Source organism: Actinoplanes sp. NBRC 103695 (assembly GCF_030269485.1).
Taxonomy (GTDB): Bacteria; Actinomycetota; Actinomycetes; order Mycobacteriales; family Micromonosporaceae; genus Actinoplanes.
In genome coordinates this window covers 139,601-161,631 of record NZ_BSTL01000008.1, presented here as the reverse complement: position 1 = coordinate 161,631, position 22,031 = coordinate 139,601, and the positions used below count along the sequence as shown (strand labels likewise).

The 22,031-nt window shown below is 72.2% G+C and carries 25 protein-coding genes and 2 pseudogenes; 10 read left to right on the top strand and 17 right to left on the bottom strand.

The genetic code is table 11. The annotated features are described in order from the left end of the window. Positions 1-818: 818 nt before the first annotated feature. From QSK31_RS15925 to QSK31_RS15895, 8 genes and pseudogenes are all read right to left on the bottom strand, one after another. Positions 819-1,235, bottom strand: coding sequence for a hypothetical protein (locus QSK31_RS15925; protein WP_285684694.1), 417 nt, complete (start codon positions 1,233-1,235; stop codon positions 819-821). Positions 1,236-1,287: 52 nt separating this feature from the next. After that, a pseudogene (locus QSK31_RS49235) lies at positions 1,288-1,500 on the bottom strand (Clp protease N-terminal domain-containing protein); the annotation flags it as partial. Between the two features lie 213 nt (positions 1,501-1,713). Then, positions 1,714-1,893, bottom strand: a pseudogene (locus QSK31_RS49230) (Clp protease N-terminal domain-containing protein); the annotation flags it as partial. Positions 1,894-1,895: 2 nt separating this feature from the next. Then, complete coding sequence (locus QSK31_RS15915) at positions 1,896-2,132, bottom strand: helix-turn-helix domain-containing protein (protein ID WP_285684692.1); 237 nt, start codon at positions 2,130-2,132, stop codon at positions 1,896-1,898. Between the two features lie 106 nt (positions 2,133-2,238). Beyond that, the gene (locus tag QSK31_RS15910; RefSeq protein ID WP_285684691.1) at positions 2,239-2,439 is read right to left on the bottom strand and encodes a DUF3072 domain-containing protein; all 201 of its coding nucleotides are present in this window, start codon (positions 2,437-2,439) and stop codon (positions 2,239-2,241) included. Between the two features lie 45 nt (positions 2,440-2,484). Then, positions 2,485-3,246 (bottom strand): VOC family protein, encoded by a 762-nt coding sequence (locus tag QSK31_RS15905; protein ID WP_285684690.1) that lies wholly within the window; start codon positions 3,244-3,246, stop codon positions 2,485-2,487. An 89-nt stretch (positions 3,247-3,335) separates the two neighbouring features. Further along, complete coding sequence (locus QSK31_RS15900; RefSeq protein WP_285684689.1) at positions 3,336-4,592, bottom strand: cation:proton antiporter; 1,257 nt, start codon at positions 4,590-4,592, stop codon at positions 3,336-3,338. 9 nt (positions 4,593-4,601) lie between these two features. Next, entirely contained in the window at positions 4,602-6,662 is a 2,061-nt protein-coding gene (locus QSK31_RS15895) for an ATP-binding SpoIIE family protein phosphatase (protein WP_285684688.1), read from the bottom strand. Positions 6,663-6,843: 181 nt separating this feature from the next. Here QSK31_RS15895 and QSK31_RS49225 point away from each other — a divergent pair, with 181 nt between their 5' ends. Then, positions 6,844-8,118, top strand: a complete 1,275-nt coding sequence (locus QSK31_RS49225) for a mechanosensitive ion channel family protein (RefSeq protein ID WP_285684687.1) — start codon at positions 6,844-6,846, stop codon at positions 8,116-8,118. Between the two features lie 174 nt (positions 8,119-8,292). Here QSK31_RS49225 and QSK31_RS15885 read toward each other — a convergent pair whose 3' ends face one another. Together QSK31_RS15885 and QSK31_RS15880 are read right to left on the bottom strand one after the other, a co-directional pair. Then, positions 8,293-8,646, bottom strand: a complete 354-nt coding sequence (locus QSK31_RS15885; RefSeq protein ID WP_285684685.1) for a DUF6401 family natural product biosynthesis protein — start codon at positions 8,644-8,646, stop codon at positions 8,293-8,295. A 65-nt stretch (positions 8,647-8,711) separates the two neighbouring features. Then, the gene (locus QSK31_RS15880; RefSeq protein ID WP_285684684.1) at positions 8,712-8,918 is read right to left on the bottom strand and encodes a hypothetical protein; all 207 of its coding nucleotides are present in this window, start codon (positions 8,916-8,918) and stop codon (positions 8,712-8,714) included. A 106-nt stretch (positions 8,919-9,024) separates the two neighbouring features. On the opposite strand from QSK31_RS15880, the gene QSK31_RS15875 reads away from it, so the two are divergent. Continuing rightward, the gene (locus QSK31_RS15875; RefSeq protein ID WP_285684683.1) at positions 9,025-9,729 is read left to right on the top strand and encodes a hypothetical protein; all 705 of its coding nucleotides are present in this window, start codon (positions 9,025-9,027) and stop codon (positions 9,727-9,729) included. A 158-nt stretch (positions 9,730-9,887) separates the two neighbouring features. Next, positions 9,888-10,673: a phosphotransferase family protein gene (locus QSK31_RS15870; RefSeq protein ID WP_285684682.1), complete on the top strand. Its 786-nt coding sequence runs from the start codon at positions 9,888-9,890 to the stop codon at positions 10,671-10,673. A gap of 58 nt (positions 10,674-10,731) precedes the next feature. Here QSK31_RS15870 and QSK31_RS15865 read toward each other — a convergent pair whose 3' ends face one another. From QSK31_RS15865 to QSK31_RS15855, 3 genes are read right to left on the bottom strand one after another with little or no spacing between them, the layout of a single operon-like run. Beyond that, entirely contained in the window at positions 10,732-11,568 is an 837-nt protein-coding gene (locus QSK31_RS15865) for an NAD-dependent epimerase/dehydratase family protein (protein WP_285684680.1), read from the bottom strand. After that, positions 11,569-12,516 (bottom strand): pirin family protein, encoded by a 948-nt coding sequence (locus QSK31_RS15860; protein WP_285684678.1) that lies wholly within the window; start codon positions 12,514-12,516, stop codon positions 11,569-11,571. 3 nt (positions 12,517-12,519) lie between these two features. Then, a complete protein-coding gene (locus QSK31_RS15855; protein ID WP_285684676.1) occupies positions 12,520-12,960 on the bottom strand; it encodes a MarR family winged helix-turn-helix transcriptional regulator in 441 nt (146 codons plus the stop codon). 131 nt (positions 12,961-13,091) lie between these two features. On the opposite strand from QSK31_RS15855, the gene QSK31_RS15850 reads away from it, so the two are divergent. The 6 genes from QSK31_RS15850 (at position 13,092) to QSK31_RS15825 (ending at position 17,125) form a co-directional block, all read left to right on the top strand. Continuing rightward, positions 13,092-13,955 (top strand): NAD-dependent epimerase/dehydratase family protein, encoded by an 864-nt coding sequence (locus QSK31_RS15850; RefSeq protein WP_285684675.1) that lies wholly within the window; start codon positions 13,092-13,094, stop codon positions 13,953-13,955. Continuing rightward, on the top strand, positions 13,952-14,857 hold the full coding sequence (locus tag QSK31_RS15845) for a cyclase family protein (RefSeq protein WP_285684673.1): 906 nt from the start codon (positions 13,952-13,954) through the stop codon (positions 14,855-14,857). Before QSK31_RS15850 ends, QSK31_RS15845 begins: the two co-directional genes overlap by 4 nt. A gap of 43 nt (positions 14,858-14,900) precedes the next feature. Beyond that, on the top strand, positions 14,901-15,113 hold the full coding sequence (locus QSK31_RS15840; RefSeq protein WP_285684671.1) for a hypothetical protein: 213 nt from the start codon (positions 14,901-14,903) through the stop codon (positions 15,111-15,113). 272 nt (positions 15,114-15,385) lie between these two features. Further along, entirely contained in the window at positions 15,386-15,730 is a 345-nt protein-coding gene (locus QSK31_RS15835; RefSeq protein WP_285684669.1) for a DUF2203 domain-containing protein, read from the top strand. A 10-nt stretch (positions 15,731-15,740) separates the two neighbouring features. Beyond that, a complete protein-coding gene (locus QSK31_RS15830; protein ID WP_285684668.1) occupies positions 15,741-16,685 on the top strand; it encodes an NAD-dependent epimerase/dehydratase family protein in 945 nt (314 codons plus the stop codon). Between the two features lie 35 nt (positions 16,686-16,720). Continuing rightward, positions 16,721-17,125 (top strand): ankyrin repeat domain-containing protein, encoded by a 405-nt coding sequence (locus tag QSK31_RS15825; protein ID WP_285684667.1) that lies wholly within the window; start codon positions 16,721-16,723, stop codon positions 17,123-17,125. On the opposite strand, the gene QSK31_RS15820 is transcribed toward QSK31_RS15825, so the two are convergent. The 4 genes from QSK31_RS15820 to QSK31_RS15805 all read right to left on the bottom strand — a co-directional run bounded on the left by QSK31_RS15820 (position 17,087) and on the right by QSK31_RS15805 (position 21,540). Next, positions 17,087-17,869: a class I SAM-dependent methyltransferase gene (locus QSK31_RS15820; protein WP_285684666.1), complete on the bottom strand. Its 783-nt coding sequence runs from the start codon at positions 17,867-17,869 to the stop codon at positions 17,087-17,089. The genes QSK31_RS15825 and QSK31_RS15820 overlap by 39 nt on opposite strands. A gap of 70 nt (positions 17,870-17,939) precedes the next feature. Next, a complete protein-coding gene (locus tag QSK31_RS15815; protein ID WP_285684664.1) occupies positions 17,940-18,599 on the bottom strand; it encodes a response regulator in 660 nt (219 codons plus the stop codon). Further along, a complete protein-coding gene (locus QSK31_RS15810) occupies positions 18,590-19,894 on the bottom strand; it encodes a sensor histidine kinase (protein WP_285684663.1) in 1,305 nt (434 codons plus the stop codon). Before QSK31_RS15810 ends, QSK31_RS15815 begins: the two co-directional genes overlap by 10 nt. 71 nt (positions 19,895-19,965) lie before the next feature. Further along, positions 19,966-21,540, bottom strand: a complete 1,575-nt coding sequence (locus QSK31_RS15805; RefSeq protein WP_285684661.1) for a phospholipase D family protein — start codon at positions 21,538-21,540, stop codon at positions 19,966-19,968. A 69-nt stretch (positions 21,541-21,609) separates the two neighbouring features. Between QSK31_RS15805 and QSK31_RS15800 the strand changes: the two genes are divergently transcribed. Continuing rightward, complete coding sequence (locus QSK31_RS15800) at positions 21,610-21,732, top strand: hypothetical protein (RefSeq protein WP_285684659.1); 123 nt, start codon at positions 21,610-21,612, stop codon at positions 21,730-21,732. The last annotated feature ends 299 nt before the right edge of the window (positions 21,733-22,031 follow it).

Below are 22,031 nucleotides of genomic sequence, written 5' to 3'. Positions count from 1 at the left end.
CGCGTCGCTGCCGCCGCTTACGCCGAGCGTGGGGTCAGGCCCGGCTGCCAGGCCCCCAGGTGCCTACTCGCCGTCGCTGCCGCCGCTTACGCCGAGCGTGGGGTCAGGCCCGGCTGCCAGGCCCCCAGGTGCCTACTCGCCGTCGCTGCCGCCGCTTACGCCGAGCGTGGGGTCAGGCCCGGCTGCCAGGCCCCCAGGGTGCCTGCTCGCCGTCGCTGCCGCCGCTCGCGGTGGTAGCCGGGCACGAGGGTGGTAGCCCGGGGCGGCATTCCCCTCGTGGGCTGCGGGCCGGGCCGTCGCGGGCTTGCCAGCCGGGCGGGCAGTGGTAGGACCGGGCGCTGTTCAGGATCGCGATACCGCTGCTGGCTACCACGATCGCGGATGGTGGTAGCGCAGGACGGTATTCGAGGACGGATACCGCCAAGGGCTACCACTGGTGGCTGGGTCTGCCACTCGCGCTGGGGTCTACCACTGCGTGCCCGGCTACCGCCGCGAGCGGCGGCAGCGACAGCAAGTAGGCACCCCCGCCGCCATGGCAGCCGGGCCCGACCCCACGCCCAGCGCAAGCGGCGGCACCGACGGCGAGCAGGCACCCGGGGGCCTGGCATCCCGGCCTGACCCCACGCCCAGCGCGAGCGGCGGCAGCGACGGCGAGCAGGCACCCCGCCGCCTGGCAGCCCTGCGCCCTCGGCCGAATCGGGGTGGGTCGACGCCCGGCCGGCTCAGGCAGTCGTCCGCCGCTGTTGTCAGCAGGCGTCCGTGAAATGCCGTCAGGAGGCGTCCGTGAAATACCGTCAGGAGGCGTCCGTGAAATGCCGTCAGGAACCGTCGGTGAAATACACGCGCAGGCGGCCGTTGGACCAGGACACGTCGGTCACGTTGATGACCGACGCGCGGGCGTTGAGCCAGTTGGTGGCGGCGGCGAAGGCCTCCACGGCCGTCGGGCCGCTGAAGGACAGGCACTGGACCCACCCGTCGATGGTGCGGGCCGGGTGCTGGGGCGCGGCGACCGGGGCGACCATCGTCTCGGGTCCGGAGATCACCGCGGTCGGGCCGACGGGCTCGCCGTTGATGACGCCCTGGACGAACCAGTCGTTGATGCTCTCGTCGTGCTCGACGCTCCAGCCGCTGATCGGACCGAGGTCGGACGCGATCGCGTTCTTCGCGTTGTCGAGCGCGGCGTCGAGTGTCGTCACCTCGAGGTCGCCGCCGTTGTACTCCACCCGGTACGTCATGGGCGCCCCTGTACCCGCATGAGGCGCCCGAGAATCTTCAGGCGGCCTTGTCGTTCAGCGACTGGGTGGCCGCGTCGCGGAGGCGGTTGAGGTCGACGCCCCGCTCGGCGAGGATCAGCATGCCCAGGCCCTGCCCCTCGCGGATCATGCCGAGCAGGATGTGCTCGGGGGCGATGAAGTTGTGCTTCAGCCGGATCGCCTCGCGCAGGCTCAACTCCAGCACCTTCTTGGAGCGCGGGCTGAACGGGATGTGGCCGCGCGGGCTGTCGCCGGAGGATCGGCCGAACAGTTTGCGGCGTTTCGGGCCGGCCTGCGGCAGGCGCAGCGAGCCGGGCCCGAAGTTCTCCTCGATCGCCTTGCGTACCTTGTCCAGGTCGATGCCGATCGCCTTGAGCGCCTCGCGGTCCTCGGCGTCCCCGTCGAACAGGGTCGCGGTGTCCGGCGCGGCGTCGGCGGGGACGCGGCGGATGATCTCGGCGCGGACGAAACGCTGGTCGACACCGTCCACGGCGAGCGCCCGGGCGACGCTGCTCTCCGGGTCGGCGAGCAGCGAGACCAGCACGTGCTGGGTGCCGATCGGGGACTGCTGGAGTTCGCGCGCCTCGTGCTGGGCGCCGACGACGACCTCGCGTGCGCCGTGGGTGAATCGCTCGAACATTCTCAGTCCTCCCGTGGGTCGGTCATCGGCACCAGGCGGGCGTGTTTCTTGTGCACACCCTGGCGGGTCACCTCGAGCGCGTCGGCGATCTCCTGCCAGCTCCAGCCTTTGCGGCGGGCGTTGGCGACCTGGACGTGCTCCAGGCCCTCGAGCAGTCGGCGGAGGGCGACGACGGCGCGCAGGCCGACCTTGGGGTCGGCGCTGCCGGCGGCGGCGGCCAGGTCGGTTGCCTCGGTCATGGTGTCAACGTACGTTGACGCAGGCGTCATGTCAACCAAGGTTGACGCTGACGACAGAGAAAAAGGGCCACCCCGCTGCAGAGGGGTGGCCCTTTCCCGAGCCCGCTCAGCGACCGCGACCGGTCTTCTCCTGGAGCTCGTCGATCTTCTGCGAGGCTTCCGCCTTGGTCAGCTGGTCGGGGACGTCCTCGTGGGCCTCGCCGGCCAGCGTGTGCAGGTATGACTCCTGGGCCCCGGTGGCGGGCTCGTCGCCAGTGGTCCAGTTGTCCGGGTCCTTGATCGTGTTGTCTCCGGAAGGAGCAGCCATGACCGGGCCTTCTTTCATGGGTGTAGTTCTCGTACACCCGTGCTACTACCCCGGAAAGGTCAGCTCCATGCCGGCCATCGCGCTGAAGGTCAGCATCAGGTCGACGGGGCGCGTGGTCGGGGCGGTCACCGCGAACGGCGTACCCCAGGGGTCGCGCAGCTCGGCGATCAGGCCGAGGCCCATGTCGGTCGGCGCGATCACCACCTCGGCGCCCAGGTCGCAGGCCGCGGCCACGGTCGCCGAGCAGTCCGCCACCTCGAAGGCGGCCCGCCAGCGCGCCGTGCGGCCACCGGGGGCCAGGCCGGCCATCGCGTCGTGTCCTGGGGTCAGCCACTCGATGCCGTCGCGCAGCAGCCAGCCGAACGCCTGGCCGTAGAACCGCTCGGCGAGCGCCGGGTCGGCGGTGAGCAGCTCGGGCCAGGCCATGGTGCCGGGCTCGCCGGCCATCTGCGCGCCGGCGAAGTCGGTCGCCTCCCACAGGCCGAGCGTCGCGCCCGTCACGTCGGCGACCACGGCGCCACGACCGCCGCGGGCCTCGGTGGGACCGCTCAGCATGCGCCCACCGGCGGCGGCGAACCGCTGCACCGCGCTCCCCAGGTCTTCGGCGGCGAAGTAGGTCAGCCACCCGGCGGGCCGGCCCGGTCGCGTCCGGGTGAGCCCGGCGACGGCTCGCCCCCGCAACTTGAAGCGATCACCGGCGGGATCCCAGCCGAACAGGCTCGCGTAGAAATCCTGTGCCCGGCCCGGCTCTGCACTCGCCAACTCGACCCAGCAGGGGGTCGCTGGCGCGAAACCTCTGATCCGCATTGATTGCTCCATCGTGGACGTCGCCGATTGCCGACCACCTTACGCCAATCAATACGCTCCGCCACCATCCAAGGGTTCAATGTCGGAAATTATCGAGTTTCAGTGACGCTCCGTGTTCTTAGCTTCCACTGATCCAGTAGGCGCATCACCGGAGTCACGGCCACGCCGTGCAAAATCACCGAAACGAGTACGACGAAAGCGACGGTCGCCCAGAGCAGATCGGCCTGCGGGAACTTTGCGTGCGTCAGCGCGTACGCAAGGTAGTAGAACGACCCGATCCCGCGGATGCCGAAGACGGCGATGACCCCGCGCTCGGCGTGATGCCCCGGAGTGCCGAGCAGCGACAGATATCCGGCCAGCGGACGGACCACCACGATCAGTGCCAGCCCGACCAGCGCGGCGGGCCAGGTCAGCGGCGCCAGCAACCCGGTCACCACGGCGCCTCCGAAGAGGAGCAGCAACAGCACGGTCAGCAGACGCTCGATCTGCTCGGCGAAGTCGTGCAGCACCTGGTGGTACTCGTGCGACCGCTCCGCCGACCGGATGCCGCGCGCCGCCACGAAGACGGCCAGGAAACCGTAGCCGCCGGCGACCTCGACCAGCCCGTACGCGAGAAAGGTCGCCGCCAGGGCCAGAAAGCCCTCGGAGTGCTTGGCCAGGCGCAGCGAATCGCGCTTGGCGCGGAAGAACAGCTTGCCGAGCAGCCTGCCGACGACCAGCCCGCCGACGACGCCGACGAGGATCTTGAAGAAGACGTCCGTCAGCGCCCACTCGCCGGTCCAGGCCAGACCTGTCGTCCCCGCGAGCGTGATCGCCGCGTACACGAAGGGGAAGGCCAGGCCGTCGTTCAGACCGGCCTCGGAGGTCAGCGCGAACCGCACCTCGTCCTCCGAGTCCTCCTCGTCGGTGGGCTCGCCGACCTGCACATCCGACGCCAGCACCGGGTCGGTGGGCGCGAGGGCCGCGCCGAGCAGCAGCGCCGCCGCCGGCACCAGCCCGGCCCACCACCAGCCGAGCAGCGCGACCGCGCCGATGGTCAGCGGCATCGCGACCGCCAGCAGACGCCACGCGGACTTCCAGCCGCGCGGGCTCAACGGCCGGTCGATCTTCAGGCCGGCGCCCATCAGCGCCACGATCACGCCGACCTCGGTGAGGTGCTCGGCGAGTTTCGGGTGAGCCAGCGGATCGGGCTCGGGCAGGCCGAGCGGCAGCGCGAACACGGCCATGCCCAGGAGCAGGAACACGATCGGCATCGACAGCGGGCGCCGTTCCAGCACCCGGGGCAGGATGCCGGCCAGCAGAGCGCCGACACCGATCAGAGCGAACAGGAGATCACTGAGTTGCACGTGACCTGGTTATCCCGGGATCAGCATCTCGAACCATACGGTCGAGCCCCGCACCGTCGGATCGGTGCCCCAGCTGTCGCTCAGCTCCTCGATCAGGCCCAGACCACGGCCGCGGCTGCTCAGCGCGTCGGTGTGCGCCCGGGTCACGCTGCCGCGCGTGCCGGTGTCGGCCACCGAGACGAGCAGGCGCTCGGCGGTCAGGTCGAGGCGCACCGACGCCGGCGTCCCGGCGTGCAGCAGAGCGTTCGTGGTCAGCTCGCTGGTGCACAGCACCGCCCCGCCCACCACCGGTTCCGGCACCTGCCACTCGCGCAGCTTGGCGCCCATCCACGCCCGCACCCGGCTCGGCCCGGTCGGCTCGGCCGCCACCTGCATGGTCGCCGAGCGGCTCAGCGCCAGCGCCCGCTCCACGGCGAGCACCGCCACGTCGTCGTCGGTCGGGCCGGCCACCGCCGACGTGGCCAGCGCGCACATGTTGCGCGGGTCGCCGCCGACCGCGCCGGCGGCGGCCGCGACCAGGTCGTCCAGGCCGTCGGCCAGCGGGCGGCCGCGGCGCTCCACCACGCCGTCACTGAACATCAGGATCGTGTCGCCCGGCTCCAGCGTCACCACGCCGGTCTGCCAGCGCCCGCCGAGTCCCAGCGGGGCGCCCGGCGGCACCTTGACCAGCTCGGCGGTGGCCTGCCCGCCGGAGACCCCGGCCCGGCGCAGCACCGGCGGCGGATGGCCCGCGCTGGCCAGGGTGATCGTGCCGTCCTCGGTGTCCAGCAGGCCGTACACCACGGTCACGAAGATCTCCTCGTTGCGCGACTCGGCGCCCAGCGAACCGACCAGCCTGTCCAGCCCCGCCAGCACACTCGGGGGCGCCGGGTCGGTCAGCGCCAGCGCCCGCAACGCCGCCCGGACCTGGCCCATCACCGCGGCCGCCCGGACGTCGTGGCCCGCCACGTCGCCCAGCACCATCGCCAGGCGGCCGTCGGTCAGCTCGAACGCGTCGTAGAAGTCGCCGCCCGCCGCGTTGCCGTCCACGCCCACGTCGTAGCGCGCGGCGATCCGGAAAGTGTCCAGCTCGGGCAGGTGCTCCGGCAGCATGCTGCGCTGCAACAGCTGGGCGGTGCCGTGCTGGGCCTCGAACCGGCGAGCCCGCTCGGCGGCCTGCGCGACCAGCTCGGCGATCGCGGTGAGCAGCGCCCGCTCGGCCGGCAGCCACTGGTGCGGCCCGATGAAACCCATGGTCAGCGCGCCGCGCAGGGACGGTGTGCGCAGCGGCAGCACGGCCAGCGCCCGGATGCGGCGCTCGTGCCGGTCGGTGGCCACCTCGGCCAGCGGCGCACCGTCCGCCACGAATGTCGCCCGCCCCGACTCGGCCACCTCGATCATCGGCGCGTGCGGCTCGGTGCGGCGCCGCCACACCGGTGGGAGCCGCTCGTCCGCCTCGTCCAGCATCTCGCCACGGACCCGCCGCACATAGCGGTAGGCCGCTGCCGTCCCGTCGTCCACCGCGAGCACGCAATGATCCACATCAAAGGCGCTCATCGCGTACGACAGGACGACGCGGGCCACGTCATCGATGGTCATCGCGCCGGCCAGCCGCGCCGTCAGGTCACCGAGGCTCTGCAGCCGCCGGGTCACCTGCGTGGTCTCGGCGGCGACGGTCAGCACCCCGGCCGTCCGCCCGTCCTTGCCGCGCACCACCGAATGCCCCCGGGTGAACCACGCCCGCTCGCCCCGCGGCAGGTGCACCTGGGTCTCGGCCTCCAGGAACGGCCGGCCGCTGCGGAAGACGTCGTCGAGCACCGCGCCCACGCCCGGCGCCTGCCACAGCGCGCCGAACACCTCGCCGGCCGGACGGCCCAGCGAGCCCGGGTGCTTGTCGCCGAGCAGGTCGGCGTAGGCGTCGTTGTAGAGCATCAGATGGTCGCCGCCCCAGGTGAAGACCATCGGCATCGGCGATGCGAGCAGCACCTCGACGGTCGCCCGGACCACCGGATCCCACCCGTCGAGCGGGCCGAGCGGCGTGTGCGCCCAGTCGTGCGCCTGAATGCGAGCGGCGCACGTGTCCCCGGCCATAGGGGAAGAGTAGCCCGCCTCGTCCGTTCGGACGATGCCCCCATACCTGATCGTCCGATTCCTGACTGTACGACTGTCTCGGCCTGTTGTGTACCGTGCCCACTCTGCGGGTAGTGCTCCGTACCCATAAGGTCTGTGTGATCTCACGTTTTCCGTGGTAACTCGAATTGGAGGAGGGGCGATGACCGGTGACGGCCTGGGCCGAGGACTGAGCGACATGTGGCGCTCGGTGCTGTTGTTCCTACCCGCGCTGCTCGCGTTCATCGTCATCCTGGTCATCGGATATGTGGTGGCCAGGCTGCTGCGGACGGCGGTCGGCAAGGGCCTGCACAAGGTCGGCTTCGACCGCGCCGTGGAGAAGGGCCCGGTCGGCCGCGCGCTGAGCGGCGGCCGGTTCACCGCAAGCGACCTGTGCGCCAAGATCGTCTACTGCGGCGTCCTGCTGTTCGCGCTCCAGCTCGCCTTCGGCGTCTGGGGACCGAACCCGGTCAGCGACCTGCTCTCCGCCCTGATCGCCTGGCTGCCCCGGGCGTTCATCGCCATCGTCATCGTCGTCGTCGCCGCGGCCATCGCGAACGCCGTCCACGACGTGATCAGCAACGCGCTCGGCGCCCTCCCGTACGGCCGGCTCCTGGCCCGGATCGCCTCCGCCCTGATCATCGCGCTGGGCGTGATCGCCGCGCTCGAGCAGGTGCGGATCGCGACCGCGGTCACCGGGCCGCTGCTGATCGCGGTACTGGCCACCATCGCCGGCGTCACCATCGTCGGGGTCGGCGGCGGGCTGATCCGGCCGATGCAGTCGCGGTGGGAGTTCTGGCTGGGCCGGATGAGCACCGAGTCGGCCGTCATCCGCGAGCGGGCCCGGGCGTACCAGGATGAGAAGGAGCGCGCGGCGGAAGAGGCCCGCGTGGCCGAGGAAGCGCGAAAGGCCGAGGAAGCCCGCAGGGCCGAGGAAGCCCGCCTGGCCGAGGAGGCCCGCAAGGCCGAGGAAGCGCGCAAGGCTGAAGAGGCGCGCAAGGCGGAGGAAGCCCGCAAGGCCGCGGAAGACGCCCGCAAGGCGGAGGAAGAGGCCCGCAAGGCCGAGGAAGCCCGCAAGGCGCGTGTCGCCGAGGAGGCACGCAAGGCCGAGGAGGCGCGCAAGGCGGCCGAGGTGCGCAAGGCCGACGAGGTGCGCAAGGCCGACGAGGCACGCCGCGCCTCGGAAGCACGACGCGCCGCCGAGGAGGCCGAGAAGACCCAGGTGATCGCCGCGCCGCCGCCGGTCGACGATCGGCCGTCGCTCATCCCCGGGTTCGACCGGGACGAGGACCCCACGGCCGAGGTGCAGGTCGCCGACGATCCCAGCGAGCGCACCCAGGTGCTGCCGCGGTCCACCCCCGGACCGGCCGAGACGCAGGTCCTGCCGCCGGCCGACGACGCGCCCACCGACCCCGGCACCACCCGCAAGCGCCCCTGAGGACGACGACCGGAAACTGTCGTACCTCGCGCCTAACGTTTGGCCCACCCAGTGACAGGGGTGGGGGAGGTGGCGGCGCGTGCCCGAAATGTTCTTTTTGGCCAATGATGAGGGCCGGCGCCGAGTTTCTCGGCGCCGGCCCTGAACGTGAAATGGCCTCTCAGACGGTGCGGGTCAGCGGTCGGTGAACGTCGCGGCGAGCAACACCACGGCCAGCAGGCGGCGCAGGACCCAGTCGTTCCGGTCCCAGTCGATCGGACCGGCCGGGGGCGTCCAGCCGTGCTTGAAGGCGGCGTCGCGCACCCCCTCGGCGTAAGCGGCCAGGATCACCGGCGTCAGCGGCTTGACGTCCGCGGACAGGCTGTCGCGGACGCTGGCGGTGTGCTGGTCGATCACGGCCAGCAGAGCCGGAGAGGCTGCCACGGCGGGCAGGCCGGAGGCGCCGACCGAGGCCGACAGCTCGTCGAGGGACGCGTGGGCGGAGCGCAGGGCAGCGCGGGCGGCAGCGCCGCTGAACAGGCCATTCATGAGTAAGAACGTTAGGGAGTCCGGGGTTGCCGACGGTTCTCCCGACCGGTGCAGCTCGGTTGAACCTATTCGGCGGTCTCGGTCTCCGGCCGGCGGCGCGTGGTGTCGTCGGCGAGGATCACCGTGCCCACGACCAGGGCCACGACGACGGCGAACAGCCAGGAGGCGTCGTCGACCAGGCGGGCGGCCAGCGGGGCCTGGAACGCGACGACGAGGAAGCCCACCCAGGCGAGGCGGCGCTGACGCGGAGACAGGAAGCCTTCAGAACGCATTCGGACAGTCTGGCTCGATCCGGGCGCATCGCCGTCACCCGTTCGGCCGATTCTGCGTTGACCGTTGGTGCCCCCAGCGCTGAGTCAAGGCAACTCAACCATTCGAGTGACATCTGTGTTCGCGCTGGTCACGGCCTTGACCGTGGGCGCGTGCACCCCGTCGCCGCCGCGTCCGGCCGAGCCGATGCCGCAGGCGACCGAGCGTGTGCTCGTCGGAGCGCTCCGCGGCCGTACCGGCGCGGCGTTACTGGTCGGCGACGCCGCGTCGCGGGTCGAGGTCCGGCTGGCGGACATGCCGGGCATCCTCTACCGGGTGACCACGCCCGCCGACGCCGGACTGGCGCCCACGGTGACCGCGCGGCGCGGGCTCTACCGGATCGACCTGCGGCCGACCGGCGGCTCCGGCCCGGACATCGTGCGGATCGTCCTCAACCGTGCGGTCCGCTGGGACGTCCGCCTGCCCGCCGGCGCCGGCGAGCAGCAGCTGGACCTGTCGGCCGGGCGGGTCACCCGGGTCGAGCTGGGCGCGTCCGGGCTGGTCGAGCTCAACCTGCCCCGGCCCCGGGGCACGGTGCCGGTGATGTTCCGCAGGGGCGCGGGCACGGTCGAGCTGACCACACCGCCGGAGACACCCGTACGCATCACGCTCCCCGAAGGCGCCGGCACGGTCACCACCCCGTGGACGATCAGCAACGGCACCCCGGCCGGCACGACGCTCAACGCCCCCGGCTGGTCCGCCGCCTCCGACCGCTACACGATCCGGCTCGCCTCCGGCGCCGGGGCGATCACCCTGCGCGAACGTGAGCCCTAGGTTGTCGTACCCGGCCGTCAGGTTGCGGCGACGGGGATCACGGTGGTCAGCAGGCGGCGGTCGCGACCCGGGTCGAGGCGAAGCAACCGGGCGCCCTGATCCTCGTCGTGACGTCACGAGGGCCGCAGCGCCGGCCCGGAACGTCGCCGGGACCGTCCGTGATAAATCCGGTGACGCCGGCGGCGATCCCCGCGACGATGTCCGGCGTGGAAGAGGTCGAGGTCGTCGTCGCCCACTCCGAGCGCGTCACCCTGCGCGTCGGTGACGTGTTCCTGAAGGTCGACGGTGATCCGGCGAACACCGACGTCGAAGTCGAGGCGATGGCCCTGGCGCCGGTCCCGACGCCGCGGGTCCTGTGGCGCGAGCCGCCCGTGCTCGCGATCGCGGCAGCCCCCGGCAAGGCGCTCGGCATCCTGGGCGCGCCGTCGACCGCGTCGCCGGCGGCGTGGGCCGCGGCGGGCGCCGCCATCCGCAGGCTGCACGACGCGCCGCTGCCGCCCTGGCCCGGCCGGCGCCTCGACGACATCGCGGCGGACCTCGAGCGCGAGTGCGAGTGGCTCGTCACGAACGACGTCCTCCCCGCCGACCTGGTCACCCGCAACCGCCGGATCGCCGAGGCCGCGCTCCGGCCGTGGACACCGGTGTTCGTGCACGGCGACCTGCAGATCACCCACGTGTTCGTGGACGGTGACGAGGTCACCGGCATCATCGACTGGTCCGAGGCGGCCCGGGGCGACGCCCTGCACGACCTCGCCACCTTGACGCTCGGCCACGAGGAGCGCCTCGACCAGGTCCTCACCGGCTACGGCACCGATGTCGACGTCGACGTGATCCGCGCCTGGTGGTCGTTGCGCAGCCTGCTGGGGGTCCGCTGGCTGGTCGAGCACGGCTTCGACCCGGCCACGCCGGGCTGCGAGTTCGACGTGCTGAGAGCGCGCATGTGAGTCCGGCGGCGGTCCGGTGCCAGGACCAGCCCGGATCTGAGACCGTCGGGCGGTCCGGCTATGCGGCGGCGGTCCGGTCCCAGGCCAGGACGTCGGCGGCGGTCTTGAGCAGCGGCGTCACGGGCAGGCCCGCGGCTCGGGCCGGTGCCGGGTCGCGATGCTGGGTCGACCACAAGGACGGATCCTTGATCAGGGGTACCCGGGTCGTGACCGGCGGCACCTCGCGCAGGCTGACCGTGGTGCCGGCCGCTCGAGCGCAGGTGTGGATCAGATCGCCGAGGGAGACCGTGTCACCGACGGCCGTCCATTCGCCGCCCCGGTCGTCGTGCAGCAACCGGGCCACGAAGGCGGCCAGGTCGCGGCTGTCCACCAGTTGCACCGGCTGCGTCAGGGCGCCGGGCACCTCGACGACACCACGAGAGGTGGCGGCGCGGGCGGTGAGTCGCACCCAGTAGGTCAGGCCGTTCTGGTTGTCGTGCGGGCCGGCCACCTTGCCCGGGCGGACGATCGTGGCGCGGTCGCCGTACCGCCGCATGATGTCCTGCTCGCAGGCCAGTTTGGACGGACCGTAGGTCGCGTCGGTGAGCGGGAGCACCGCGTCACGTCGCGGGACCGTGCCGTCGAGGACCACGTGGCTGGAGATGAAGAGGTAGCGGCCGACCCGCCCGTCGAGGGCGTCCATCGCCTCGCCGACGTGCCGTGGCAGATAGCCGGAGCAGTCGACCACCGCGTCCCAGGTGCCCGACCGCAACGCCGAGTAGTCGCCGGTGTCGCGGTCGCCGACCAGGCCGGGCATCGTCGCGTCCCGGCCGCGGTTGAACAGCTCACGGCCGGGCAGCAGCGCGGCGATCGCCCGGCCGACGAAGCCGGTGCCGCCGAGGATCAGGACCTTCACTCAGTCAGTGTGCGGCATCTTCGCGGCGGGGATGACGCCGAGGCGGCCCTTCTGGTAGTCCTCGAACGCCTGCTTGAGCTCCTCGCGGGTGTTCATCACGAACGGGCCGTAGTGGGCCACCGGCTCGCGGAGAGGGCGGCCGCCCATGACGAAGAGGTCCATCTCCGACGTCGCGGTGGCCCCGATCGCGTCGCCGGCGCCGTACACGGCCAGCTGGCCCATCTCGATCGGGCGCGCCTCCTGGCCGGCCGTGCCGCGGCCGGCCATCACGTAGACCAGCGCGTTGTAGTCGGCCGGCCAGGGCAGGTCGAGGCGGGCGCCGGGCTGGAGCGTGACATGCGCCAGGGTGATCGGCGTGTGCGTGGAGCCGGGGCCGTCGTGGCCGGCCACCGAGCCGGCGATGACCCGGATCAGCGCGCCGCCGTCCGGCGTGGTCAGCAGCACCGACTCGCGTCCGCGGATGTCCTGGTATTTCGGGGCGATCATCTTGGCGACCCGCGGCAGGTTGACCCACAGCTGCATGCCGTGGAAGAGGCCGCCGCTCATCACGAGCTGCTCGGGTGGCGCCTCGATGTGCAGGATGCCGCCGCCGGCGGTCATCCACTGCGTGTCGCCGTCGGTGATGGTGCCGCCGCCACCGTTGGAGTCCTGGTGGTCCATGACGCCGTCGATCATGTAGGTGACGGTCTCGAAGCCGCGGTGCGGGTGCCACGGTGTGCCTTTCGGCTCACCGGGGGCGTAGTCGACCTCGCCCATCTGGTCCAGGTGGATGAACGGGTCGAGCTCGTTCACGGGTACGCCGGCGAAGGCGCGCCGCACCGGGAAGCCCTCCCCCTCGAAACCGCCCGGCGCGGTGGTGAGCCGGCGGACCGGGCGGTGCTGGGCGGCCGGGTCGAGCTGGGGCAGGCGGGGCAGGACGAGAACGTCGTCGACGGTGATGGCAGGCATGACTCAAGCCTTCCTGATCTTGGCGAAAACGCGGCCGATGACGGCGAGTTCCTCGTCGTCGAGGTGATCGATGAAGCTGTCGCGAACGGTCCTGAGGTGCGGTGGCGCGGCGGCGACCAGCTGGGCCAGCCCGGCGTCGGTGAGCACGGCCTCGCTGCCGCGGCCGTCGTCGGCACACGGCTGTTTGCGGACCAGACCGCGCTTGACCATGGTGTTGATGTGGTAGGTGACCCGGCTGGGCGAGAACACCAGCCGACCGGCCAGCTCGCCCATCCGCAACCGGTGGCCGGGCGTCTCGGAGAGCACGACCAGCACGTGGTAGTCGGCCATGCTCAGGCCGCTGGCCGCCCGCAGCTCGTCCTCCAGCCGGTCGTGCAGGGCCCACGACGACTCGACGAAGGTGCGCCACACGGTCTGTTGCGCGGGGCTCAACGGCTCGGTCACGGTCCCGACTCTACTTCTTTCAAAATTGAAAGAACAGGGATGTGGCGTACGCCTCCGTTAGCGTGCTTTGTCGTGGCCCTCATTCGCATCGTCCGCCCCACCCTCCGCCCTCGTCACACGGCGGCCCGCTGATGCCCCGCGTCCTGGTCACCGGCGCCGCCGGGCTGATCGGCCGGGCCGTGGTCGCCCGGCTGCTCGCCTCCGGCGTACCCGTGACGGCCTTGATCCTGGAATCCGGCACCGTCGACGGCGCGCGGGTGGTCGTCGGGGACGCGCGCGACCCCGAGGTGGTGGCCGGCGCGCTGGACGACGTCGACGCCGTGATCCACCTGGCCGCGATCCCGTCGCCGCTGGCCGATCCCGCCGAACGCGTCTTCGCCGTCAACACCCAGGCCACCTTCACCGTGCTCGACCAGGCCGGCCGGGCCGGGGTGCGGCGGGTGGCGCTGGCCAGCAGCTACGCGATCGGCGGCCTGCCGTTCGCGCCGCACCGGCTGACCATGCCCTACCTGCCCGTCGACACGGCACTGCCACTGCAGATCCACGACGCGTACGCCCTGTCGAAACGCGTCGACGAGGAGACCGCGGCGATGATGCACCGCCGCTACGACATGACCGTGGTGGCGTTGCGGTTGCCGTTCGTCGGGACGGCCGACGACCGGCTGGCCACGACCGCGGCGCATTTCCGGACCACCCCGGAGGCGGGCGCCAGCGACGTCTGGTCCTACCTGGACAGCCGGGACGCCGCCCGCGCCCTGGTGTCCGCGCTGAGTCCCGCCCGGCCCGGCTGCCACGTGCTCTACGTGGCGGCGCCCGAGACCCTGGCCCCCGACCCGACCGACGACCTGCTGGCCCGCTTCCACCCGTCGACGCCCCGGCCGTCGTTCCCGGGCCGCACCGTCCCCATCGACCTGGAGCCGGCGCGCGAGCTGATCGGCTTCACCGCCGAACACCCGTTCCCCGTCGGCCGATCAGGAGGAGTGATGCCGGGATGACCACGCCCACGCAGGACGATGTGCTCGGGTACTTCGACACGCTGTCGAACTGGGGGCGCTGGGGCGACGACGACGAGCTCGGGACCCTGAACCTCATCACCGACGACGTCCGGCTGGCGGCGGCGCGGGCCGTGCGCCACGGCCGGAGCGTTTCCTGCGCGTGGGAGGTCGCCGCACCGGACGACATGGAACGGTCGACGACGACGTGCCCGCGAGCCGCCGACATGCCCGGCGCCGAGGGCATGCCGGCCGCCTTCCACGCCGACCGGCGCTGGGGCTTCTCGAACGAGCGGCTCGGCATCATGTTCCACGGCAACACCGTCACCCACCTCGACTCGCCGTGCCACCTCTTCTGGGACGGCAGGATGTACAACGGGCGATCGCACTCGATGGTCGACGCCGCAACGGGATCGGCGTGGGCGGCCGTCACCGCGGCGGCGAACGGCATCATCACGCGCGGCGTCCTGCTGGACATCACGAGGGAACCCGGGCAGGGCGTGTTCCCTGAGGATCTCGAGGAGGCCGAGCGCCGCCAGGGTGTGCGGGTGCGATCCGGCGACGCGGTGCTCCTGCGGACCGAGCACGGCCGCGCCCGGGACGGGACTCTCACCCAGGCCGGCTGGCACGCGTCCTGCCTGCCGTGGCTGCGGGAACGCGGCGTCGCGCTGATCGGCGCCGACACGCCTCAGGACGTTCAGCCGTCGGGATACGACGACGTGCTGATGCCGGTGCACGCCGTGGGTCTCGTCGCGATGGGTCTGTGGCTGCTCGACAACTGCGACCTGGAGGCGTGCGCGGCGACGGCCGCCGAGCTCGGCCAGTGGGACTTCCAGCTCGCGGTCGCGCCGGTCCGCTTCGCCGGCACGTCCGGCAGCCCGGTCAACCCGATCGCCACGTTCTGATCGCGCTCCGGCCCGTGTGGATACTCGACGGCATGATGTGACCATGGCCGACGCCGCCGCTCTCCTGGCCGCCTACGACGCCCGGATGCGCATGCCGCCCACCATCCTCCCGGCCGGCGTCACCCACGAGCACGACGGCCCGCTCCTGCGGATCGTCGGCCGGCACGTGGGACGGATCCGGGCGCCGCGCGACGTCGGCGTCACCGGCGCCGAGCTCGACCGCCTGATCGCCCGCCAGCAGGACTACTTCCAGTGACCGTCCTGGTCGCCGAGATCCTGCGCCGGTGCGGCTTCCACCAGATCACCACCTCGAGGCACTACCAGTGGACGCCTCGAGGGTGACCACGCACGGAGAACGAAGGGTGCGCTCGGCCGTTCTGGACGCGCCAGCGGCCAGGCCGAGTGGGCCCGGCCTCGGCGTGAGCGACGGTCAGCACCCACCACCCACCCGGGCACGACATCATGGTCTTGACCGTGGTGTCGAGCGCGAGGAACGGGTGCTCAAGCTGGAGTGACAGACTGGGCGGCATGGGGTTGTTCACGGTCGGAGAGGCTCGGGCGGAGATCGTCCGGCTACGCCCGGTGCTCGACGAGATCGTCACGGTGCGTGCCGACATGGTGGAGCTGGCGTCCGGGGCGCCGACGCCGCTGGGCGGGCTTCCCGAGCGTAAGGCGGCCGAGGCGCGGCTCAACGAGCTGATGACCGAGGTGCAGCAGACCGGCGCCGAGCTGAAGGGCGTCGCGCCGCTGCTCGTCGACTTCCCCGCCGACCTGGACGGCGTGCCGGTGTTGCTGTGCTGGCTGGAGGGCGACGCCGAGCTGGCGTGGTACCACCGGGCGGACCTGGGCTTCGCCGGGCGCCGCAGACTGTAGGAGGCAGACCATGTCCCGAGTCGTCGTCATCGGCGCCACCGGCCACATCGGCACCTACCTGGTCCCGCGGCTGGTCCGCGCCGGCCACCGGGTGGTCGCGCTCAGCCGCGGCACCCGCGAGCCCTACCACCGGTCGCCGGAGTGGCAGCGCGTCGAGCGGGTGACCTTCGACCGGGACGTCGACGACGTCGCCGCCTTCGCGCCGGACGCCGTGATCGACCTGGTCTGCTTCACCCCCGACCAGGCGCGGCGGCTGCTCGACGCCCTGCGCCCGACGAAGCCGCTGCTGCTGCACTGCGGCACGATCTGGGTGCACGGTCACGCGCTGCGGGTGCCGGTCACCGAGGACGAGCCGCGCACGGCCTACGGCGACTACGGCGTCGGCAAGATGGAGATCGAGGCGCTGCTGCACCACGAGACCCGCACCGGCGGCGTGCCGAGCGTCGTGCTGCACCCCGGCCACATCTCCGGGCCCGGCTGGCCGGTGATCACCCCGGCGGGCAACCTCGACCCGGCCGTCTGGAACACGCTGGCGCTGGGCAAGCCGCTCGCGCTGCCGGACAACGGCCTCGGCGTCCTGCACCACGTGCACGCCGACGACGTGGCTCAGGCCTTCGAACGTGCCCTCACCCGGCCCGCGGCGATCGGGTCCAGCTTCCACGTGGTGGCCGCGCAGGCGATGACGATGCGCGGGCTGGCGGCCGGGGTGGCGGCCTGGTTCGGTCGCGAGCCGGCCTTCGACATGGTGTCCTGGCCCGAGTTCGAGACCCGGGTGGGTGCCGAGCACACCGGCGCCACCCGCGATCACGGCCACCGCAACATCACGGCGAGCATCGACCGGGCGCGCGAGGTGCTGGGTTACACGCCGCGCTACACGGTGCTGGAGGCGCTGCGCGAGTCGCTGCGATGGCTCGTCGCCGACGGCCAGGTGGACGTCGGAGGTCAGGATTTTTGAACAGGCGTCGGAGGAAGAAACTGCAGCGGCGTCTGATGGAAGCCGCCGGTTGGGGCTCTGCCCGGCGGGTTGCCGAGCTGGTGCGGGCCGGCGCCGACCCGAACCTGCCCGACCGCGAGGGCAGCACGCCGCTGTATCGCGCGAGCGTTCAGGGCAGGGCCGGGAACATCCGGGTGCTCGCGACGGCGGGGGCGGACCCGCATCGGGAGAGCGGCACCGGCGACGAAGGGCTGCCGTTGTGCGGCGCCGCGTGCTGGGGACACGACGCCGCGGTCCGGGAACTGCTCGCCGCCGGCGCCGACCCGCAGCGGCGCGAGGACGGCGGGCGTGGACGGACGGCGATGGAGTGGGCCGAGGCCGGCGGCCACGGCGAGGTCGTCGAGGTGATGCGCGGCGGCGTCTCAGCGCCGGGCGCTGATCAGGCGGCAGGTCGCCGGTAGGCGGTAGCCGCCGGACTCGGTGCGGTGAACGCTGATGTCGTCGGTCATCGCCCGGCGCGCCTCGGCCAGCTGCCGGTCGTCGAGCGAGTCGAACAACGCCTTCAGCGGTCCGAAGCCGGTGTCGAAGGCCCACCAGTCCTCGAAACTGGGGTACTCGGCCTCCCAGCGGAACCAGGACGCGTCGACGTCCACGAGGCCGGCCGCGGCGAGGTGACCTTCGAGGGCGCCGGGCCGGGCGGAGGCGGCGAAGACCTGGTTGAAGTCGGGGACCGCCCCCTCCGGAAGGAGCCGGCGCAGGACGGGCAGCCCGAATCCCGTGTACGGGCTGGCGGCCAGATCCGTCCAGGTGGCGACGCTCAGGATCCCGCCGGGCCGGAGGATCCGCGCGGCTTCCCGGGCGGCGAGGTCGAACGGCGCCGTCCCGGGCATCAGCAGGCCCATGCGGGAGATGACCGCGTCGGCGCTGCCGTCGCCGAAGTCGAGCCCGGCCATCGACATCGCCCGGAAGTCGACCGGCAGATCCTCGTCCGCCGCCGCGGCGCGTGCGATCCGCAGCACGCCGGGGTCGATGTCGACAGCCGTGATGCGCAGGTCCGCGCGGCGGCGGGCCAGCGCGAGGCTCAGCCCGCCGGTGCCGCAGGCGAGTTGCACGACGTGTGCGCCCGGCGGCAAGGTCAGCACCGGCGCGAGCAGGGGGTCGGCGAGGCCGTCGAGCAGCCTCATGGCGTTCCTGGTGTCAGTCATCACCTCCGAGTGAAGCGGCCGGCGGCGCGCGGCTCCATGTTTCACCGGGTCGGTTTCATGCGTTTCCGTCTCAGGCGTGGGTGCCGCTGCGGAGGTAGGTGAGGACGGCCAGGACGCGGCGGTTGGTGTCCTCGGCCGGTGGCAGGTCCAGTTTGGTGAGGATGTTGCCGACGTGTTTGCCCACGGCGGCCTCCGAGACGAACAGACGGGACGCGATGGCCGAGTTGGAGTGGCCCTCGGCGATCAGCCCGAGCACCTCCCGTTCGCGGGCGGACAACCGGACCAGCGGGTCGTGCGGGCGGTTGAGGAGCCGGCGTACCACCTCCGGGTCGATGACCGTGCCGCCCGCGGCGACCGTACGCAGCGCCGTCACGAAGTCCTCGACGTCGACGACGCGGTCCTTGAGCAGGTAGCCGACGCCCCGGCCGGAGCCGGTGTCGAGCAGGGTCGAGGCGTACTCCTCCTGGACGTACTGGCTGAGCACCACGACCGGAAGCTGCGGGCGGGCCGCCCGCAGCGTCACGGCGGCGCGCAGACCGTCGTCGGTGTGGTCGGGTGGCATCCGGATGTCCGTGATGACCAGGTCGGGCGCGCACGAGGTGGCCGACGCGACGAGGGCGTCGGCCGACCCGACGGCGTCCACGACCTCGAAGCCGAACCGCCCCAGCAGGCCGGCCAGGCCCTCGCGCAGCAGCACCCCGTCCTCTGCCAGGACCACTCTCACCGGCACGGCAACTCCACCCGCACCAGGGTGCCACCTCCGGGCGGGGAGGCCAGCAGCAGCCTGCCTCCCGCCGCGGCGACCCGGTCGGCGAGCCCGGTCAGGCCGCTGCCGTCGGCCGGGTCGGCGCCGCCCGCCCCGTCGTCGCGTACCTCGAGAATGAGATCTTCTCCGGACCAGACCACGCGCACCTCGGCGTGGCGGGCGGCCGCGTGCTTGCCGATGTTGCCCAGCGCTTCGGACGCCACGAACCAGGCCGTGGTCTCCACGTGCTCGGGCGGGCGGGTCACCACGTCAGGGCCGATGACCATGACGGGCAGGGCGGCGCGGTCGGCCAGTTCACGCAGGGCCGGCATCAGGCCCAGGTCGCCGAGCACCTGCGGGCGGATGCCGTGGACGATGTCGCGGAGCATGACCATCAGGTCCTTCGCCTGGTCGTGGGCCCGGTTCAGCGGTTCGGCGGCGGGCGAGCCGGGCGGCAGGTCGAGCCGGGCCATGCCCAGTTGCAGGGTGAGGCTGGTCAGCTGGTGCTGGGCGCCGTCGTGCAGATCGCGCTGGATGCGGCGGCGTTCCGCCTCGAACGCGTCGACCAGCCGCGCCCGGGACCGGGCCACCTCACGGAGGGCGCCGGCCGTGCGGTCGGTGTCGCCGAGCAGCGCCCGCGCCATCGCGGCCTGGCCGGCGGTGACGGCGCCCGACAGGTAGATCAGCGGCGGGATCAGCACGATCGCCACCAGCACGCCGATCGCCGACTCCCCCGGCGTGTCGATGGTCAGGTTGCCGAGCTGCACCTCGGAGGAACCCACGCCGGTCAGCAGCGGCGAGGTGAGCAACGCCAGCTCCACCCCGGCGATCAGGAACAGCACGCCGTAGACGACCGGCACGACCAGCGTGAACAGCAGCCCGTAGAGCAGCTCCCGCCAGGTCGCGGCCTCCGTGTAGCGCACCCGGAGCCAGGCGACCGGGTCGCCGGAACGCACCGGGCGGTGCGCGCTGCGGATCTCCCGGGCGTCCAGCAGAGCCACCCGGCGCCGCTCGATCGCGGCCAGCGGCACCGCCACCAGCGGGCCGAACACCCCGATCACGACCAGCGTGAAGATCATCAGCAGGTAGTTGTGGCCGTTCGGCAGCCGGCCCTCGCGCAGGTCGCTGACCGTCACCAGCCACGGGAGCGCCATCAGCCACGCGACCAGCGCGACCGGGGCGGCGACGATCACGGTGGTCGCCACGTAGAGCAGCGATCGCCACGGCCAGGGCGAGAGCAGGAAGCGCCGGGACTTCAGGGCCGGCCAGATGCTGGACATGGGAATGACCGTAGGCAACCGGCACCGGTCGGGACGAGCCGTCCAGCCCTACGACCGGGGTATGCCCAGCACTACCAGTCGCCGGCCCGCCGGGCCCGCCACGGGCGGCCGTCCGGGTCGTAGATCAGCTGGTAGGCGGGCGTCGCCCAGGCCCGCGTGAGCCAGTTCAGCCTGGTGGTCTCGTGCGGCACCAGCCGGCCCGGCGGGCGGTCACCTTTCCGCCCGCCGCGGTGCCAGTCCCGCAACTTCTCGGCGGTCGCGTTCACCCGGCGTACCGTCTCGTCGGGGTCCAGAAGGCCCTCGTCGTCGTCGGAGGCGTCGAGGTGCTCCCGCAGCAACCGCAGCCGCAGGTCCCGCGCGAAGCGGCGGGCGCCGTCGCCGAGCCCCGCGGGATCGGCCGGCGAGCGGCCGTCGACGGTCTCGTCCAGGATCGCGCACGACAACTCGCTGTCGTGTGTCCACGACCGGCGGTTGAAGTTGTCCGAGCCCACGGAAGCCCAGACGTCGTCGACCACGCACACCTTCGCGTGCACGTACACCGGGGTGCTCTGATGGTTTTCGACGTCGAAGACGTGCACGCGCTCCGGGGCGGCCTTGCGGCACAGCGCGATCGCCTTGGCCCGGCCGACGTTGTTGGGCGGCAGCGCGAACCGCCCGTCCACGTCCGGATGGCGCGGCACGACGGCGATCAGGTGCAGGTCCCGGTTCCGGCGCAGCGCCTCCGCGAACAGGTCGGCCACCTCGCGCGACCACAGGTACTGGTCCTCGAGGTAGATCAGCCGGCGGGCCCGCTTGATCGCCTTGGTGTAGCCGCGCGCGATCGTCTGCTCACCCTGCTTGGCGAACGAGTAGGCCGGCCGCATCGCCGGGTAGGTCCGCAGCACCTGGATGGCCAGCGGCCCGGCCTCCGGCGGGTCCGGCGGCTGATCGGGCAGGTGGTCGGCGCTGAGGTCGGCCCCGTCGAGCTTGTCCTTGACGGTGGAGAACGGCCCGTGCTGGTCCAGGGGCGCCGGGTCGGTCCAGCGCTCCCGGAAGGTCAGGTCGAGCGCGCCGACGACCGGCCCCTTGAGCAGCAGCTGGACGTCGTGCCAGGGCGGGTTGTCGCCGTACGCCTTCGCCATCGCGATCGGCTGCGGATCGCCGTGGTGCTCCTCGTCGTCCCGCCGGCTGTGGCACAGGTCGATGCCACCCGCGAACGCTAGGTCGTCGCCGTCCTTGCGACGGATCACCACGAGCTTCTGGTGATGCGAGCCGCCGCGGCGTACCCGCTGGTCAAGCAGCACCTCGCCACCGGCGTCGGCGACGTCGTCGGCCAGGCTCCGGTTCTCCTCCTCGGAGTACGCGAACTTGTCCAGGTGGGAGCGCCACAGCAACCCCTTGACAATCACCCCACGCTTGGCCGCCGCGGCGAACAGCTCGGCGATCGTCGGTCCGTCGTCGCGTAGCCGCTGGTCAGGGTCTCCGCGCCAGTCGGTGAAAAACAGGATGTCACCCTCACCGAGGCTTTCGACTTCCGTCACCAACCGGTCAAAATAGGCCTTACCGTGAACCAGTGGTTCGGCCGTGTTTCCCGCGGTCCAGGTGGGTATGGAGGTGTCCGGGTTGCCGCGCTCCTCGCTGGTGAGAAACCAATCAGTAAGCGGCACGCTCACACGTTAGGCCGACCGCCCCGGTTCCGCATTTCGGCAACCCCTCCCTCCCCCAAGGAGATCATCATGAGCGCCGAGCCCCTCGCCACGACCCCGCAGCCCGCCGAGTCCTCCGAACGCGGCCTCCTGATCGCGATGGCCATCCTCGTCCTGACCGGCGTGGTCGCCATGCTCCTGATGACCTCCTGACCCCCACTTCAAGATCAAGAGCTTGATGTCGTGCCTGGGTGGGTGGTGCTGACCGTCGCTCACGCCGAGGCCGGGCCCACTCGGCCTGGCCGCTGGCGCGTCCATAACGGCCGAGCGCACCCTTCACTCTGCGTAAGTGGTCACTCTCAAACCCAACCCCGGGGCTGCCGCCGTGCGGGGGGTGACGGTCCGGGCTCGCCTTGCTGCCGGCGGTTCGGCTGAGTTGGGGGCGGGCCCGGGTGCCAGGCCCCCGGTGCCCGCTCACCCTCACTGCCGCCACTCGCGGCCAGCGCGGGCCG

Bases quoted from the DNA above. Each gene is read 5' to 3' on its own strand.
- QSK31_RS15925 (WP_285684694.1), bottom strand. From the start codon at position 1,235: ATGACGTACCGGGTGGAGTACAACGGCGGCGACCTCGAGGTGACGACA.
- QSK31_RS15915 (WP_285684692.1), bottom strand. From the start codon at position 2,132: ATGACCGAGGCAACCGACCTGGCCGCCGCCGCCGGCAGCGCCGACCCC.
- QSK31_RS15910 (WP_285684691.1), bottom strand. From the start codon at position 2,439: ATGGCTGCTCCTTCCGGAGACAACACGATCAAGGACCCGGACAACTGG.
- QSK31_RS15905 (WP_285684690.1), bottom strand. From the start codon at position 3,246: ATGCGGATCAGAGGTTTCGCGCCAGCGACCCCCTGCTGGGTCGAGTTG.
- QSK31_RS15895 (WP_285684688.1), bottom strand. From the start codon at position 6,662: ATGGCCGGGGACACGTGCGCCGCTCGCATTCAGGCGCACGACTGGGCG.
- QSK31_RS49225 (WP_285684687.1), top strand. From the start codon at position 6,844: ATGACCGGTGACGGCCTGGGCCGAGGACTGAGCGACATGTGGCGCTCG.
- QSK31_RS15885 (WP_285684685.1), bottom strand. From the start codon at position 8,646: ATGAATGGCCTGTTCAGCGGCGCTGCCGCCCGCGCTGCCCTGCGCTCC.
- QSK31_RS15880 (WP_285684684.1), bottom strand. From the start codon at position 8,918: ATGCGTTCTGAAGGCTTCCTGTCTCCGCGTCAGCGCCGCCTCGCCTGG.
- QSK31_RS15860 (WP_285684678.1), bottom strand. From the start codon at position 12,516: ATGCCTGCCATCACCGTCGACGACGTTCTCGTCCTGCCCCGCCTGCCC.
- QSK31_RS15850 (WP_285684675.1), top strand. From the start codon at position 13,092: ATGCCCCGCGTCCTGGTCACCGGCGCCGCCGGGCTGATCGGCCGGGCC.
- QSK31_RS15845 (WP_285684673.1), top strand. From the start codon at position 13,952: ATGACCACGCCCACGCAGGACGATGTGCTCGGGTACTTCGACACGCTG.
- QSK31_RS15840 (WP_285684671.1), top strand. From the start codon at position 14,901: ATGGCCGACGCCGCCGCTCTCCTGGCCGCCTACGACGCCCGGATGCGC.
- QSK31_RS15835 (WP_285684669.1), top strand. From the start codon at position 15,386: ATGGGGTTGTTCACGGTCGGAGAGGCTCGGGCGGAGATCGTCCGGCTA.
- QSK31_RS15830 (WP_285684668.1), top strand. From the start codon at position 15,741: ATGTCCCGAGTCGTCGTCATCGGCGCCACCGGCCACATCGGCACCTAC.
- QSK31_RS15825 (WP_285684667.1), top strand. From the start codon at position 16,721: ATGGAAGCCGCCGGTTGGGGCTCTGCCCGGCGGGTTGCCGAGCTGGTG.
- QSK31_RS15820 (WP_285684666.1), bottom strand. From the start codon at position 17,869: ATGACTGACACCAGGAACGCCATGAGGCTGCTCGACGGCCTCGCCGAC.
- QSK31_RS15810 (WP_285684663.1), bottom strand. From the start codon at position 19,894: ATGTCCAGCATCTGGCCGGCCCTGAAGTCCCGGCGCTTCCTGCTCTCG.
- QSK31_RS15800 (WP_285684659.1), top strand. From the start codon at position 21,610: ATGAGCGCCGAGCCCCTCGCCACGACCCCGCAGCCCGCCGAGTCCTCC.